Source organism: Mesorhizobium ciceri biovar biserrulae WSM1271, assembly GCF_000185905.1.
Taxonomy (GTDB): domain Bacteria; phylum Pseudomonadota; class Alphaproteobacteria; order Rhizobiales; family Rhizobiaceae; genus Mesorhizobium; species Mesorhizobium ciceri.
Map to the genome: position 1 here is coordinate 5,493,511 of NC_014923.1, position 15,973 is coordinate 5,509,483.

A 15,973-nucleotide genomic window follows, 5' to 3' on the forward strand; every position below is an offset into this window, starting at 1 on the left:
AACCGCCAGCAAGGCTGATCCGCGCTTGTCACGCATTTGGCGATCCTCCGTTCATATGGCGCTTCGCGCCATTGGGTTTGTTCTGTTCGACAAGGGCACGAGCGGTGGATTCGTCGGTGATCAGGCCGCTCAGATAGCGGCTTTCGAGCACCGCTTTGATAGCGCGTATTTTCACTTTGCCGCCGGCGACGGCGACGATCCGGCGGCCCTTCAACTGGTCCCGCGGGAGTGCCAGGATTCTTTCCGACAGCGCCGTTTCCACTGGGCGTCCCTGGTCGTCGAAGAAGTGGGCGAGCAGCTCGCCGACGCCGCCATCGCGTTTGACCTCATCGATTTCGGAATGTTCGATCATGCCGGTGGCGACCAGCGAAGCTTCCCGCTCGGCGGTCCCTATGCCGACGAACATCAGGTCGGACCGGCTTGCGAGGTCGAAGACATCGCTGATGCCGCGCTGCCCAAGCAGCACCTCACGGTCCTCCGCGGTGTTGGCGACAAAAGGCACCGGCATCACATAGGCCTGCGCGCCGGTCCGCTCGGCCAGCCGATGCATGACGTCGTGCGGGTTGGCCGCGAACTTGCGCGTCACACCGCCAAGCAGCGAGACGAAACGGATATGGGCGGCGGCGGTGCGCGTCAGATACTCGACGCTTGCGGCAAGGGTACGGCCGTGGCCGACGCCGATCAGCATGTCCTCGCCGCGATCGATCTCCCGCTTCAGAAACTGAGCGCCGGCGATGCCAAGCGCCTTCAGTGGCAGCTCGTCCTGATCGAGATCCGGAACGACCTCGCAGTAATCGAGCCCGTAAGCATTGATCAGCTGCTGCTCGAGGTCGATGCATTCGCCGACGTCGCCGTCGATGATCACCCTGACCAGGCCATCCTGGGTGGCCCGCGTGATGAGCCGATGCGCCTTGAGGCTGGTCAGGCCGAGCCGCTTGGCCACCTGGGCCTGCGTCAGACCCCCGGCATAGTGAAGCCAGGCCGCGCGGGTGGCGAGGCTGGACTCATGATCGCGGTTAGCGGCTCCGCCGGATTTCAAGCCATCTCCTCCCTGAGATGATATTATTATCTTTGTGTGCAAAAATTTTCACATCCCTGCATCGCTGTCAATCCCCCGCCGGGTTGGGCGCATGCACATACGGGGAATTCACAGGTCTCGCCCTTCCCGAAACGCCGGTCTGCCGGCATTCGGCGGGCAACATCGACCTATTAGGAGGTGAGCATGTTACTCGATCATACAGTTGTGTTAATTTAACGTCAATCTATGTTACCTCACGCCTAAGCCAGCAGAATTGCATGGCCATCGGCTATCCAGGTTTTTTTCTAACTAGCTGTTTTTCAGGGATAATATCTAATATCGGCAAAATCCCAATCCGCCTGTGAGTTGGGCGATTTGCGGATGCGGCGCATCCATGGGCAAACCGACCGGATTGCCTTGTGAAGAGCATCGGTGACGGACTGATCAGCCCAGCCGCATCAGGTTCCGGTCCTCGAGTTCCACAATTGCGGCCTCGACTTCCCTTGCAAGGCGCCCGGCGCTCCAGCCCAGCGCCTGTCCGGCAATCGCCGCGATCGCCTGCAGGTCGCGGCCTGTCAGGGAGGCTGATATCGCCAAGGTGCTGCGGCGCATGACGATATCGGCCAGATGTTCGACGAACTCGTTGCGGACGATGTAGTCGATTTCCGATTTGCTGTAGCTTTCTGAATCCGGCAGCCGACCCTCATCGCCCGACCCATGCGTGGCGATCTGCGTGGCTCTGGTGCCGTATCGCGACAGCAGCGCATCGAGACGCCGTTCCTCAGCGCCCGTCTTCGAGTGAGCCAGAGCCAGCCAACTTGCTCGCGCTGCGGCATTGGTCGGGAAATCCCTGCCGCCGCCGATCGGCATGGCTTGCGTCGTCACCTTGCGGCTGCGCTGCAGGCGGCCGAGCACGGTGTCGGCGACTTCCTCGGCGAAACCGCGAAAGGTCGTCCACTTGCCGCCGACCAGCGAGATGACCGCGAAAGGTCTGTTCCGATCCGGCTCAGTGACCGGCGCGGAGTGGTCACGGCTGATCAGCCCGGGCAGCGATGCATCGGAGGCCGGCAGCGGCCTGATGCCGCTATAGGCATAGACGATCTGGCCGCGCTCGAACGCCATCCCCGGCAGCAGAGTCCGCACGCTGTCGAGCAGGTACTCGACTTCGTCGGGCTCGCAGCGCACCGCGTCGGGATTGTCCGCCTTGATGTCGGTGGAGCCGACCAGCGCCAGGCCGAGATAATCGTAGATGAGGCAGATGCGGCCGTCATCGGCTTCGAAATAGAGCATGCGCCCGGCCAGGCTTTTGACCAGTTCGTCATGCTTGAGCAGGACGTGCGAGCCCTTGGTGCCGCCGATCATCTTCGACGGCGCGCCAAGCAATTCGTTGACATCGTCGATCCACGGACCGGCGGCGTTGACCACCAGCTTCGGCCGCACCGAAAAGGCCGCGCCGTTTTCCGGCTGGAAGGTCAGTACCCCATCGGCGGACTTGACCAGCGCCGTATAGTTCGCGCTGGCCGAGGCCGCGTTTGCCTGCCGCCCATCGAGGATCAGTTCAAGCACGAGCCTTTCGGGGTGGCTTATCTTGGCGTCGTAGTAGGTGCCGGTGGCGACGATCGAAGGATTGAGCGCCGGCATCCCGCTGAGCGCCTGGCGCCGCCCGACCATGCGGTGGCGCGGCATGACCTGGTTTCGCGAGCCGTAGAAATCATAGATCATCAGGCCGATCTTGATCAGGACGGCACCGCGGCTGCGCGGTGCGCTGGTCGAGCCGAACAGCGTCCGCAGCGCCGCCAGCATGCCCTTGCTCCAGGAAAAGATCGGAATGACGGTCGGCAGCGGGCTGACATAGTGCGGCGCGTTCTTCAAAAGCAGATTGCGTTCAAGTGTCGACTGTGCGACCAGCCCGAACTCGCCGGTTTCGAGATATTTCAGGCCACCGTGAATGAGCCGCGATGGCGCGGCACTGGTGCCCGAGCCGAAATCCGCCTTGTCGACGATCAGGCAGCTGACGCCTTGCGCGCACAGATCGCGAAACAGCCCTGCCCCGTTGATGCCGGCGCCAAGGATGACGACGTCTACCTCCCCGGTTCCGGCCATGGCGGCCAGACGCCCGGCTGGATTTTCCGTAAATTTTGCTTCGCTTGAGCTCATGACGCTTTCGTCTTGACGATGCGCAGCTTCACGCCGGCCCGTTCGAGGGCTTGCGCCCGCGCATCGCCCAGGCCTTCGGTCGCCAGCACGACATCGAAGTTGGTCAGATCGTCGAAGACATGCAGCGCGATCCTGTCGAACTTGGCATGGTCGATCAGAAGGATACGCTTGACCGATGCGGCCATCATCGCCTGCTTGACCCGCACGACATTGGGATCCTGGATGAAGGCCGTGGTTCCGGTGATAGCCGAAGCCGAACAGATCAGCACATTGGCGCGCAGCTGCGCCACGGCGTTCTCGCAGACGATACCGATATAGGCGTTGTAGGTGCCGTGGTACTGGCCGCCGAGACAGATGAAGTCGAGTTCGTCGACATTGATCAGCAGTGATGCCGTCGCTACGGAGTTGGTGATGACGGTCAGCGGCTTGACGTCGAGCAGCAGTGCCGCGACGGCGTTTGCCGTCGAGGAATCGTCCAGCATCACCACCTGGCCGGCTTCGACATAATCGAGCGCTGCCCGCGCCAGCGCATCCTTCTCGGCCCGGTTGACCGTCACACGGTAGCGGAAGGCGCTTTCGTAGAGGCCGGAAGGCTGAACCGTCACCGCACCGTGCAGCTTGCGCAGCACGCCCTGCTGCGCCAGCCGGTCGATGTGCCGGTGGATGGTCATGCGCGACACGCCGAAATGCTCGACCAGATCGTCGATGCGCACCTGGCCGAGCTTGATCACATAGTCGGCGATCTCTTCGCGTCGTTCGTCGGCCTTGATCATGCGGTTCCCCCAGTGTCTGGCCGGCCCAGCTTCTCGATGTCGGGCCAATGCGGTTCGAGCGCACCGGCTATGCGGCCATAGAGGGAAAAGCGCTCGTTGAACACAGCACTCGAGGCTTGGTCAGGCTCGTATTGGCGGGCCGTCATCCCGACCTGCCTGGCGCCCTGTTGCGGCGTCGCGAAGATGCCAACCGCCGCCCCCGCGCAAAGGGCAGCGCCAAAGGCCGCGGCCTCGTCGGTCGAGGTGACGATGACCGGGGCGTTCAGCACGTCGGCAAACATCTGAACGAAGGCCGGATTGCGCGAACCGCCGCCGGTCAGGCGGATCTCGCTGACGGCAAAGCCGTCGCGCAAGGCTTCGACATGGGTGCGATGATTGAAGGCAATGCCCTCCAGAACCGCCTTGAGTATATCGCCGCGATCATGCCAGCCGTGCAGGCCGACAAAGCTGCCGCTGGCGACATCGCCAAAAGGGGAGCCGAATAGATAGGGGTGAAACAGGATGGTCGAGGGCTTCTTCAGCGCCGCGTCGATCTCTGCTGCCAGAAGCTCGTGGATCGAGCCACCATCGACCGATGCCTTTTCCTGCTCCGAGCGACAGAACGTGTCGAGAAACCAGTCGTAGTTCGCGGTCGACGCCGGCGAGATCGCCATGTTGTTCCAGCGGCCTGCGTCGATGGCGTTGCGACAGAGCCAACGCGGGTCGACGCGTGGTTGCGAAGAGACGACTTCGTTGATGGAATAGGTTCCGGCGACGACGGCGAGCACGCCCTCCTCATGGCCGCCCATGCCAAGTGCGGAGGCAGTCACGTCATGCAGTCCGCACGCGACCGGTGTTCCCTTGGCAAGGCCGGTCATTTCTGCTGCCTCGGCGGTGACATGGCCGACGATCGCGGCGGAGTGCGCCATCGGCGGCAGCGCGTCGAAAACATCGTCCAGCCCGAAGATGCGCATCGCTTCCGGCGCGTAATCCTGCGTGCTGAAATCCGTGAATGAGGTGCTGGCCTCGGTACGGTCGGTGCCGACCGTGCCGGTCAGGCAAAAGCGCAGCCAGTCCTTGCAGGCCAGTATATGCCCGATACGCCCATAGCGGGCCGGTTCGTGCTCCCTGATCCAGGCGAGCAGCGCCGACGGCGCCGAGACGTGGGGCGCCTGGCCTGTTCGCGCTAGCGCCTCTTCGAAGACCCGGTCCGCCGACCATCGCTCGACAATCTTGCCGGCGCGGCTATCGAGCGACAGGATTCCAGGCCCCAGCGGCCGACGATCCTTGTCGAGCAAATAGAGACCGTCGCCATGCGCGGTTGCCGCCACCGCCCTGATGTCGTCCGCCGGGCGGCCACATAGCGCGATCGCCTCCTTGATTGCGTCGGCGGTCGCTTGCCAGAGGCCGGCCATGTCGCGCTCCACCCAGCGCGCATGGGGCATCGATTGCGGAACCCGCCGACGCGCCACCGACAACTGCGTGCCATCGGCATCGAAGATCACCGCCTTGGTGACCGTGAGACCATTATCGATTCCGAGCAAACTGGGCATGGGCGCCGCCGTTTTCAGCAACTGGTGAAGGGCGCTGCAAGGCAATCCTGCAGGTTGGGATAAAGATGACGGACATGACGACAATCAACGAGCAACGGTGATACCAAAGCGCCGCATCCGATGCGGCAAACAGACCATAGCAGCCTGTTAAATTAACGTCAACATGTGATATATTTTGTAGAAATGTCTAACGTAAGCTGAGACATGCATCCGATGCGGGACGAAGCTCCGACCAGTGCCCAACTGGCTGGATGGCCCTCAACCCTGCACGGCGAGCCAGGCGGGGACGGTGCGACTGACGCTCGAAACGCGTTTGACTGGCTTAGCGAATTCCGTGCGCAGCGGCCGGACAGCCGGCACCGTTCAAAGAAAACGCGACGACTCAAGAAGTTCAGCCACGCCGTCCAGTTCCTTGTGCAGGCGATGCCAGCGACGGTCGAGGTAGACCAGCGAATGCGCCTCAGGGGGGATCTCGTCCGGCTGCACCTCGCCGTCAAGGAGTTCGGCCGCCACCAGTGTCGCGCCCTCGATCGGCAGGACGCCGAGCCGGCGGGCGCGGAACCAGGTCGAGACGCCGGTATAGCGCGGTTCGCCCGTGGGCAGCCGAGCCCAGGCGCCTCCCGGCGGGAAGCGTTCCGCGCCGCTCGACGCGCAGAGTTGCGCCAGGTCGATATCGGTGTAGCGCAGCAGGTGGATCACCATGGTCTGCGCCCGTAGCAAGGGTTCGGACGAGGTCGATTTCATCGACAGCGAGAAGGCGACGACCGGTGGCGCAGCACTTACAGAGATCAGCGAGGACACGGTCATCGCCACCGGTCTGTCGCCGGGATCGGCCGTGATCACGGCAACACCGGCCGGGTGGTGGCGAAAGGCTTCGCGGAAGGCGTTGGTCATCGGATGCGGGAAGCTCATCGACGTCTCTCTTCTGCAGCATGAAATGGGGCCGGATGGGTCCGCCGTCCGGCCCTTGCGACTACTTCTTCTCGATCAGATCGTAGAACTGCCAGGTGCGATCGCTCCACAGCCCGCCGATGTCGCGGCCGGCCGAGGTGACGATCGACGGCGCGATCGTGAAATGGTTGGCCGCCACCATCATCTCGCGGAAGGTGCGCTGGATCACACCGGCGCGCAGCGACGCGCCGCCGCCCGCGCGATAGGCGAAGTTGCAGATATCGACGCCAACCTCATGAATCTCGGATTTGGCCAGATGGACAAGGCTGATCTGCCGCGTCGATACGCTGTTGCCGGCTTCGACCGTCGCCTCGATGTCGCGCCAGACTTCGAAGACAAAGGCGCGGGCAGCGCGATAGCGGGCTTCGGCGCGGCCATAGTCGTGCCAGAATTTCTCACTCTCGCCGATCAACCCGGCGCGGCCTGACTTGCTGCGGGCGAACTTGGCGATCTCGTCCAGCATCCGCCGCCCGGTGCCGAGTGCCCAGCCGGTATGACCGATGGCGGCGAGGCCGACGACACCGAGACTGAAGAACTCCTTCTGGCGCAGTGGCGGCGCGGTCAGGATCGGGAAGACGAGATCGTCGGCGATGAAGACATCCTCGGCCGCATAGTCGATGCTGCCGGTTCCGCCGAGGCCCAGAACGTCCCAATTGCCGAGCTGCTTGTGCTGGGAGATCGGCGCATGGGCGCACATGATGATCACATTGCCCCTATCGTCCTTGGCGGGCTTGCCGGTGCCGTCGTCGACAAAGGCGGCACTGTGGCTATAGGTGGCGTGGCTGAAGCCGCTGCCATAGCTCCACTTGCCGTTCAGCCGGTAGCCACCGTCGACCTTCTTCAGCATGCCGAGCGGCGCCCCCTGTCCCGAGAAACGGTTGTCGGAGCCCGGCGCGAACAGCCGCTCGACCGCGCTGTCCGGCAGAAAGGCAGCCGACATCGCGCCGATGCAGCAATGCACCATGGAAACCCAGCCGGCCGCCCCGGAGTGCCAGGTGATCGCCGCCAGCAGTTCGAGACCCTCGGTGGGTCGCAACTGCGCACCGCCGAGGCTCTCCGCGGCAAAGATATGCGACATGCGCAGCGGCTTCAGCAGCTCGAACGTGGGCGCAGTCAGTTCGCCATTCTCCTCATCGGCGGTGGCGTTGGCTTCCAGGGCCGGTCCGATCTCCGCGATCTTCCTGAGCAAGTCGCGATAGTCGGTGGTCGTCCCCCACGAGCTGTGCTTGATGGGTTTGTTCATCGTGTTCTCCTCCTCCTTTTCAAATGCGATCAGCCGGCGAAGAAATCGCCGATCTTCCTGAGCGTTTCGGGTTTCTCCTGCATGACGAAATGGCCGGCCTCCTCGACGAGGATCAGGCGTGCGTCGGGCAGCGCCTCGACGAAGAGCGGAGCCTGTCCCGCCGGCAGCATACGGTCCCTGGTGCCCCAGACGACCAGTGTCGGATTGGCGATGCGCGCCAGAAAGCGCCGCAGGTTCGGATGCCCCATGCCGAACGGCGCCAGCAGCCGGCCGAGCGTCTCGCCTTCGCGGGCGCGATCGGCGCCGAAGGCCTCGGCAAAGGCGGCGTCGGAACCATCCGGGAAGTAGCGCAGCGCCACCGAGACGTCTTGCGCCAGATAGGCCGGCAACTCCTGCGGCGCGACCGCGCCGAGATCAGTGGCCGGATATGCGGGGTCGTTGAGCCCTGCCGGCGCGATCAGCACCACCTTGTCGAAACGCTCGCGCGCAAGGCCAGCGAGTTCGGTCGCCATCCAGCCGCCCATGGAAAAGCCGATGAGATGAGGCTTCTCCGGCAGACGGAGAACATCGAGCAGATTCAGATAGTGTAAAACCATGTCGGACATCGTAGCGACATGCGGCGCCGGGCCAGAAAAGCCGAAGCCCGGATGGCTCGGGCAGAGCACGCGGAAACGGTCCGCGAGGCCCTCGGCAAAGTCGAAGCCTTCAAGCGTCGAGGCGCCGTGCAGGAACAGCACGGGCTTGCCTCTACCGATGGCCATCACCACCGTTTTCGTGCCATCGATATCGTATTCGAGCGTTTCGAATTGAACGGCCATTTTTCACTCTCCTCAAACAAGGTCCGGCTGGATCAGCACTTTGCATTGCGTGGTGCGGCGGCGAAGGCTCTCGAATATCTGCGGAACCGGCGAGAGGTCGATCCGGTCGGTGACCAGAGCTTGCGGTGCGAAAGGTCCGCCTCGAAGCGCATCGAGGGCGACGCCGAATTCGTTGCGCTGATGGAAGAAGACCGAAAACAGCAGGTTCACTTCCTTCGTCAGCGCAACGAACGGGTCCCACTGGTCTCCGCCAATGCAGAGGCCGACCCCGACCACCGTGCCCTGCAGCCGGACCGCCTCGACCGCCGCGCCGATGAGGCCACGCTTGCCAACGCATTCGAAGACGATGTCGGGCGCGCCGCCGCAGAGATCGGTGAGGTTCTCGCTCAGCTTTTCGCCGGAAAGCGCGAAGCCGGTCGCGCCGAGAGCAAGCGCACGCTCGCGCTGATGGCCGTGGATGTCGGCCACCACGACACGCGATGCCCCCATGCGCCGCGCCCAGAAGGCGACGAGCAGTCCGATCGGCCCGGCACCCAGTATGGCGACCCGATCCCCCGGCTTCATGCCCGAACGGACGATGCAATGCAGGGCGACCGACAGTGGCTCGGCCAACGCACCATCCTCGAGTGCTACATCGTCGGACAGGATATGACATTGGCGTGCGGCCACGGTCGCGTATTGCGCATAGCCGCCGCCGATCAGCTCCATCTCGTGACAGCGCGCCGGATCGCCGCGCTCGCAGGCCTCGCAGTGTCCGCAACCGCGCATCGGCACGACAGCGACCCGGTCACCGATCCGAAGGCCCGTTGCCTCCGATCCGACCGCGACGATGTCACCGGAGAATTCATGGCCGAGCACAAAGCCTGCCTCGATGCCGAAAGGCACCGGATCCTCGGTGATGTGCAGATCGCTGCCGCAGATGCCGCAAGCGGCGACACGCAAGACGACCTCGTCCGGTGCTGGCGTCGGGTCCGGCACCGTGCCGATCCGCAGTGGGACGCCGACCTTATCGAAGATGGCGGCTTTCATGAAATCCTCCTCGTCAGCGGTTCGGGGTCGACGAGCTTGCGTCGGATCGGGAACCATGGTGCATCCCACCGCTTCGAGATCAGGCCCCAGATGCCCGTCCGGGCGTAGAGCGCCACCAGAAGCGTCATCAGGCCGAGGACGACGAAATAGGTTGCGCCATATTCGCCGAACCAGCGGTCCGCGATGAAGAAGATCAGCGATCCGATCAGAACGCCCTCGATGGACCCGATCCCGCCGACCATGACGATGAAGATCGCGACGTTCGCCCACATCGGGTCAAAGGCCGAACCGGGGGTGATGCGCAGCTGCGCCATGAAATAGATCGCGCCCGCGAGACCGCAGCCGACCGCCGACGCGACATAGATCAGGAAGCGTAGCTTCACGACATTCACGCCCTGGCTGGCAGCTGCAACCGGATTGTCGCGCATGGCGATCAGCGCAAGGCCGAAGCGCGAGCGAAGCAGCCAATAGCTGCCGCCCAGCGTGACGAGCAGCATCCCCGCGCAGAGCAGCGACATAGCGACATTCCGCTCGAAGGCCGAATAGTCCTTCATCACGCGAAGCGACATGCCCGCGCCGGAATTGACGAGCGGCAGGTTCGAGGCGGTCAGCCGGAAGACCTCGGCCACCACCCATGTGCCGATCGAAAAATAGGGGCCATCCAGGCGATGCAGCAGCAGGTAGATCGGCACGGCCAGCGCGGCCGGCACCAGGAGCGACAGGAAGACCGCCACAAACGGATTGATGCCGTAGGTCTGCGCCAGCACGAAAAGCGCATAGCCGGCGGCGCCCATGAAGGCGTGCTGGCCCACGGAGACGAGGCCGGCATAGCCGGCGAGCAGGTTCCACATCTGCGCGACGGCGATATAGCAGCACAGCACCAGAACCGACCGGATCGTGCCGGTCGAAGCCCACCACGGCATGACAGCGACAGCGATCATGGCCAGCACCGCCAGCGTCATCGCAATGCGACCGGACCGGGTCTGGCGCTGGACCACGACTTCGGGCACCTCGGTTGTTGCCACATAGGGAATCGCACTCATGACAATGCCTTTCCGAACAGGCCCTGTGGGCGGGTCGCCAGCACGACCAGGAAGACGATATGTCCGGCAAGCACGCCGAAGCCCGGATCGATGCGGAAGCCGATGGCCTGCGAGATGCCGAGCACCATCGAGCCGACGAAGGCGCCCCATACCGTCCCCATGCCGCCGATGATCACCGCTTCGAACGCGTAGATCAGCTGGGCAGGCCCATCGGCCGGAGCAACAGTCGACCGCAGCGCCTGGAAGACGGCTGCAAAACCGAGAATGCCGACCGCCGCCGCTGTCGCCATCGCATAGACGGCGCGCGGGTTGATGCCGGTCATCGCCGCTGCCTCGACATCGGCCGACGCGGCGCGGAGCGCGCGACCGAAGCGCGTGCGCTTCAGCGTCAGGTCGAGGCCTCCTGTCAGGCCCGTGGCAACGGCCAGCACGATCAGCGGCAGGAGACCGACATAGATGCCGCCGATCTCGATGGACTGGCTCTCGATCCCATGGCCGGGCAGCGATCGGCTGTTCGCGGACCATATCTGGAGCATCAGGTTCTGCAGCGCGATCGACAGTCCGAAGGTCGCGATCAGCGAGGGCAGCGGATCGCTGCCCACCACGCGGTTCAGCACGGCCTTCTGCAGCACCCAGCCCATCAGCACCGCGAGCGGCACCAGCACGATCAGCACCGGCAGCGGTCCCAGACCCCAAGCCGTGGCGATCGAGATGCCGATCAGCGACAAAAGGATCACCAGATCGCCATGGCTGATGTTGACGATCCGCATGACGCCGAACATCAGCGCCATGCCGAGTGCATACTGGGCATACATGCCGCCCAGCAGGACCCCCTGCACCAAGGCGTCAAACCACTCCATGGCCCGCTCCAAAATAGGCTTTGCCGATCTGCTCGCGCGTGATTTCGGCGGACCTGCCGGTCAGGGTCACGCGGCCCTCCAGCATGCAGTAGAGGCGGTCCGTGGCGGTCCGGGCGAGGCCGACATCCTGCTCGACCACGATCATCGCCGTTCCGGTGGCGCGGATTTCGGGCAAGGCGGCATAGATTTCGCGGATCACCTTGGGCGCGAGACCAAGGCTGATCTCATCGCAGAGCAGCACGCGCGGCTGGCAGAGCAGCGCGCGGCCGATCGCCACCATCTGCTGCTGCCCGCCCGAGAGGCTTTGCACCTGGGTGCGAGCCTTCTCCTTGAGGATCGGGAACAGCTGGTGCAGACGCGGCAGCGTCCATCCGCCCTTGGCGCCCATGCGCGCGGCCTGGTCGATGGCGACGCGCAGATTGTCCTCGACCGACATGCCGGTGAAGAGGCGGCGGCCCTCCGGCACGATGGCGACGCCCTTCTGCACCATGCGGTCGGTGGCGGTGCCGCCGACCGGCTCACCGTGCAGCAGCACCATCTCCCGCCCAACCGGAAGCAGGCCCATGATCGAACGCAGCAGGGTGGATTTTCCGGCCCCGTTGGCGCCGATCAAGGCCACGGCCTCACCCTGGTGCAGCTCGATGTCGACGCCGTAGAGCGCCTGGAAGTCGCCATAGCGGGCCAACAGCCCGTGGGTGGAAAGAACGGCCGTCATCCCTCGATCCCCATGTAGACGCGCTGGACCTCGGGCAGCGCGATCACGTCGGCGGACACGCCTTCGGCGATCTTCTCGCCGAAATTCAGCACCAACAGCCGGTCGGCCACCGCCAGCAGCGCGTTCAGCACATGCTCGATCCACACGATGGTGATGCCGCGGTCGCGGATGCGGCGCACCAGCGCCACCAGCGCCTTCGATTCATCGTCGGTCAGCCCGCCCGCGATCTCGTCCAGCAGCAGCAGCTTCGGATCCGACGCCAGCGCGCGCGCCAGCTCCAGTCGCTTGCGGTCGAGCAGAGTGAGAGCGCCGGCCGAGACATTGGCCTTGTCGGAGAGTTCGCACTCGCGCAGGACCTGGGCGCAGAAAGCATAGCTCTGCTTCTCGGACCGGCCGCCGCCGAAAGCGGCGGCGACCAGCAGGTTTTCGAAGGTGGTCATGCCGGAATAGGGACGCGGGATCTGATAGGTCCGCCCGATCCCCATCTGGCAGCGGCGGAAGGGCGGCTCGCCGCGAAGCGCGGTGTCGCCGAGCTGGATCTCGCCGCCGGACGTCTTCAAGTCGCCGCTGATCATGTTGAACAGCGTCGTTTTGCCCGCCCCATTCGGGCCGAGGATGCCCAGCACCTCGCCCCGATGCACGTCGAAAGTCACGTCATGCAGGACGCGGACAGCGCCGAAGGACTTCGACACCCCGTGCGCTTTCAGCAGGATTTCCCTACCCATGGCTCTGCCCGCGTCCCCGCTCATGTCACCAGGCGATCGGCTGAATAGCCTGCTGCGGCGCGAAGAGCTGATTGACCGTGTTGTCGACGATCTTCAGGTCATAGGGCCATTTCTCGCCCTTCACCCACTGGCCGCCGAAGATCGGCGTCTTGCAGATGTTCTTGTGGGGCGCGCCGTCGAACTTGATATGACCGACCAGCGTCTGCAGATCGGTAGCGACCAGGGCGTCTCGGTTGGCTGTGCGATCGAGCGGATTGGAAGAGCGCTTCAGGATGTCGAGCGCGACCTCGAGCAAGGCATGCGAATAGCCCAGCGGCTGCGTCCACTGCCGCTTCGAATCGACTTCCCATTGGCTGGCGATGTCGCTGCTGACCTGCCCGGTCAGCGACGACTTGAACGGGAAGGCCGGTGTCCACCAGACCTCCGAGGACATGCCGTTGCCTAGAGGACCCATGGCCTCGACACCCCCCGGGAACAGGAGTGCCGCCGCCACCGTGACCGCCTTCGGCTTGAAGCCCTGCTGGTTGCACTGGGTGACGAAGGTCTTCAGATCGTCCGGATAGGTAATGCCGCCGATGATCTCGCAGCCCTGCTTCTTGAACTCGGCGATCTGTGCGGAAAAATCATTGGTGCGGGGCTGGAAATAGCCGGGCACCACGACCTCGTAGCCGGCCTTGCGGGTCGGCGCTGGCAAGCCATATTCGTCGTTGCCCCAGGTCTCGCCGTCGATGTTCTGCGGAAACAGCATGCCGACCTTCTTGTTGGTCTCCAGATGGTTCCAGAGTCCGACGAAGGTGTTCAGCGCCTCGTCGAGGCCCCAGAAGAAATGATAGGTCCAGTCGAAGGTCTGCTTGCCGCCGCCGCGCGGCATGATCACCGCTTGCCAGGGAGCACCGGAGGAAATGCAGGGGGTCTCATAAAGCTCGGCCTGCTCGGCCGCGGGCAGGATCGTGTCGGTGGTCGAGGCCGGCACGAGCAGATGCACCTCGTCGTTCAGGATGAGGTTGCCGGCGATTTCCGATGCCTTGTTCGGATTGGACTGGCTGTCGCGATCGAGGATCTCGATCTCGTAAGTATTGCCGTCGGCACATTGCAGCTGGCCGCCGAGCAGGGCGCGGATTTTCTGCAAGGTGTAGCCATCCGTTTCACCAAACAGGGCGAGCGGCCCAGTCGTGGGGCTGAGATAGCCGAGCTTGATCTTCCCCGCCGTCGCGGCGCGCAGATAGGTCGGCATGCCCAGCGTGCTGGCGGCAACGCCGGCTCCAATCCCCTTCAGGACGCTTCGGCGGCTGGGCCGCAAGCCCGATTTCACCAGTTTGTTGTAGTAGGTCATTGTCGGTTCCTCCCTGGGTTAAGTTTCTCCGGCCCACGGGACCGGTCTCAGTTCAAAGCTTGTTCAGGTCATCCTCAGCAGCGAGCCGCCATCGATGACGATCAGCGAGCCCGTCACGTAGGACGCGGCCGGCGACGCCAGATAAAGCGCCAGGCCCTTGATCTCTTCAGGGTCACCGATCCGGCCGATGAGCGACTGGGCCTCGAAGGCCTTGCGATCCGCCGGATTGCGCAGCCGGCCGCCGGCGATGTTGGTGATGAACGGCCCGGGCAGGATTGCGTTGATGCGGATGTTGTAGGCGCCGAGTTCCATCGCCATGTGGCGAACGAGATGGTTCACCGCGGCCTTGGCGGGCATGTAGGGTGTACCCACGATGCTCTCGTTGATCAGCGAGGCGATGGACGACGTGACGATGATCTGGCCGCCGCCATTCGGCTTCATGTGCCGCACGGCATGCTTGATCGTGGTGTAGACCGAGGTCAGGTTTATCTCGATCACCTTGTCCCAGTGCTCGTCGGGCAGGTTCTCGATGGCGCCCTCGGGGTTCCTTTCGCCCGTCGGGGTGTTGAAGCCCGGCCCGGCGTCGATCCCGGCATTGGCGAACACGACGTCGATCGAGCCGGCCTTCTCGGCCACCTTGTCGAAGGCGGCCGCCATGGCCGCACGGTCGCCGACATCGACGACCTGGCCCCAGACATCGCCACCCGCCGCCCTGATCGCCGCCACGGTCTTCTCCAGCCCGGCAGGGTTCAGGTCGAAGATGCAGACCTTCGCCCCGTGCTCGGCCATGATCTCGGAATAGGCCTGCCCGATGCCGCTGGCGCCGCCGGTGACGATCACCGACTTGCCTCTGACATCGAACATCTTCTCAAGTGCGGCCATCAGTTTCCTCCCTTGCGCGACAGCACGAAATCGAACTCTACGTCGTAGAACGGCGCCGCGACCTCGACCCTGGCCGCGGCTTCGGCGTCCTCGACCTTGCGGAATTCGGCGAGCAGGCTTTTCTTCACGCCGAAGACGGCATCTGAATCGATGTACGGATCGTCCGGATCGAAGATGTGCGTGGTCAGCGCGTCGAAGCCCTCGGCCTCGACAATGTAGTGGAGATGCGCCGGACGATTGGGGTGGCGGCCTAGCGCGCCCAGCAGCTTGCCGACCGGACCGTCATCCGGGATCGGGTAGTATTTGGGCTTCACGCCGCGGAACCAGTAACGTCCGTCCGCACCGGTGCGGAACACCCCGCGCAGATTGAAGTCGGGCTGGATGCCCTTCTGCTGCACGTCGTAGAAACCCTCGTCATTGGCCTGCCAGACGTCGATCTTGGCGCCTGCGATCGGGTTACCCTCGGTATTGAGGATGCGGCCATGCACGAACATCGGCTCGCCCTTCTGGTCGAGGCAGATGTTCGATCCCATTGGCAATTCGGGCGCGTCGGCGACGTGGAAAGGCCCGAGCACCGTGGATTCCGAGGCACCCGACGGCTTGCGGTTGTTGATCGCATCGACCAGCATCGAGACGCCGAGAACATCCGACAGCAGGATGTACTCCTGCCGCCACTCGTTGCAGATCTGGCCCGTCTGCGTCAGGAACATGATCGCGCCGAACCATTCCTCCTGCGTCGGCTCGATCTCCTTCACCGCCTCGTGCAGCTTGCGGGTGATGACCTCCATCACCTCTTTGAGCCGCTCGTCTTTGGCGTTCCTGTTGCGCGCCACGACGACCTCGGCCGAGTTCGCCTCGGTGAAATAGCCGGATTCGTGTTCGTCGATCATGGGA

General features: G+C 64.0%; 15 protein-coding genes. All 15 read right to left on the reverse strand.

Annotated features, from left to right (window positions below; all coding sequences use genetic code 11):
• Positions 1–28: 28 nt before the first annotated feature.
• The 15 genes from MESCI_RS26680 to MESCI_RS26750 all read right to left on the reverse strand — a co-directional run bounded on the left by MESCI_RS26680 (position 29) and on the right by MESCI_RS26750 (position 15,969).
• A complete protein-coding gene (locus tag MESCI_RS26680) occupies positions 29–1,039 on the reverse strand; it encodes a sugar-binding transcriptional regulator (protein WP_013533076.1) in 1,011 nt (336 codons plus the stop codon).
• 423 nt (positions 1,040–1,462) lie between these two features.
• Positions 1,463–3,175, reverse strand: coding sequence for a glycerol-3-phosphate dehydrogenase/oxidase (locus tag MESCI_RS26685; RefSeq protein ID WP_013533077.1), 1,713 nt, complete (start codon positions 3,173–3,175; stop codon positions 1,463–1,465).
• A complete protein-coding gene (locus MESCI_RS26690) occupies positions 3,172–3,948 on the reverse strand; it encodes a DeoR/GlpR family DNA-binding transcription regulator (protein ID WP_013533078.1) in 777 nt (258 codons plus the stop codon). The genes MESCI_RS26685 and MESCI_RS26690 overlap by 4 nt, the downstream gene beginning before the upstream one ends.
• On the reverse strand, positions 3,945–5,480 hold the full coding sequence (locus tag MESCI_RS26695; protein ID WP_013533079.1) for an FGGY-family carbohydrate kinase: 1,536 nt from the start codon (positions 5,478–5,480) through the stop codon (positions 3,945–3,947). The genes MESCI_RS26690 and MESCI_RS26695 overlap by 4 nt, the downstream gene beginning before the upstream one ends.
• 363 nt (positions 5,481–5,843) lie before the next feature.
• Complete coding sequence (locus tag MESCI_RS26700; RefSeq protein WP_013533080.1) at positions 5,844–6,392, reverse strand: flavin reductase family protein; 549 nt, start codon at positions 6,390–6,392, stop codon at positions 5,844–5,846.
• A gap of 61 nt (positions 6,393–6,453) precedes the next feature.
• Positions 6,454–7,674 carry an acyl-CoA dehydrogenase family protein gene (locus MESCI_RS26705; RefSeq protein ID WP_013533081.1) on the reverse strand — a complete coding sequence of 407 codons (1,221 nt, stop codon included), beginning with the start codon at positions 7,672–7,674 and terminating at the stop codon, positions 6,454–6,456.
• Positions 7,675–7,703: 29 nt separating this feature from the next.
• Positions 7,704–8,492 carry an alpha/beta fold hydrolase gene (locus MESCI_RS26710; protein ID WP_013533082.1) on the reverse strand — a complete coding sequence of 263 codons (789 nt, stop codon included), beginning with the start codon at positions 8,490–8,492 and terminating at the stop codon, positions 7,704–7,706.
• A gap of 12 nt (positions 8,493–8,504) precedes the next feature.
• Positions 8,505–9,521, reverse strand: a complete 1,017-nt coding sequence (locus MESCI_RS26715) for a zinc-dependent alcohol dehydrogenase (protein WP_013533083.1) — start codon at positions 9,519–9,521, stop codon at positions 8,505–8,507.
• Positions 9,518–10,564: a branched-chain amino acid ABC transporter permease gene (locus MESCI_RS26720; RefSeq protein WP_013533084.1), complete on the reverse strand. Its 1,047-nt coding sequence runs from the start codon at positions 10,562–10,564 to the stop codon at positions 9,518–9,520. The genes MESCI_RS26715 and MESCI_RS26720 overlap by 4 nt, the downstream gene beginning before the upstream one ends.
• Positions 10,561–11,424: a branched-chain amino acid ABC transporter permease gene (locus MESCI_RS26725; protein ID WP_013533085.1), complete on the reverse strand. Its 864-nt coding sequence runs from the start codon at positions 11,422–11,424 to the stop codon at positions 10,561–10,563. The genes MESCI_RS26720 and MESCI_RS26725 overlap by 4 nt, the downstream gene beginning before the upstream one ends.
• Positions 11,411–12,139: an ABC transporter ATP-binding protein gene (locus tag MESCI_RS26730; RefSeq protein WP_013533086.1), complete on the reverse strand. Its 729-nt coding sequence runs from the start codon at positions 12,137–12,139 to the stop codon at positions 11,411–11,413. Before MESCI_RS26730 ends, MESCI_RS26725 begins: the two co-directional genes overlap by 14 nt.
• Positions 12,136–12,864 (reverse strand): ABC transporter ATP-binding protein, encoded by a 729-nt coding sequence (locus tag MESCI_RS26735; protein WP_013533087.1) that lies wholly within the window; start codon positions 12,862–12,864, stop codon positions 12,136–12,138. Before MESCI_RS26735 ends, MESCI_RS26730 begins: the two co-directional genes overlap by 4 nt.
• A 25-nt stretch (positions 12,865–12,889) precedes the next feature.
• A complete protein-coding gene (locus MESCI_RS26740) occupies positions 12,890–14,197 on the reverse strand; it encodes an ABC transporter substrate-binding protein (RefSeq protein WP_013533088.1) in 1,308 nt (435 codons plus the stop codon).
• A gap of 63 nt (positions 14,198–14,260) precedes the next feature.
• On the reverse strand, positions 14,261–15,079 hold the full coding sequence (locus MESCI_RS26745; protein ID WP_013533089.1) for an SDR family NAD(P)-dependent oxidoreductase: 819 nt from the start codon (positions 15,077–15,079) through the stop codon (positions 14,261–14,263).
• The gene (locus MESCI_RS26750) at positions 15,079–15,969 is read right to left on the reverse strand and encodes an intradiol ring-cleavage dioxygenase (RefSeq protein WP_013533090.1); all 891 of its coding nucleotides are present in this window, start codon (positions 15,967–15,969) and stop codon (positions 15,079–15,081) included. Before MESCI_RS26750 ends, MESCI_RS26745 begins: the two co-directional genes overlap by 1 nt.
• Between the last annotated feature and the right edge of the window lie 4 nt (positions 15,970–15,973).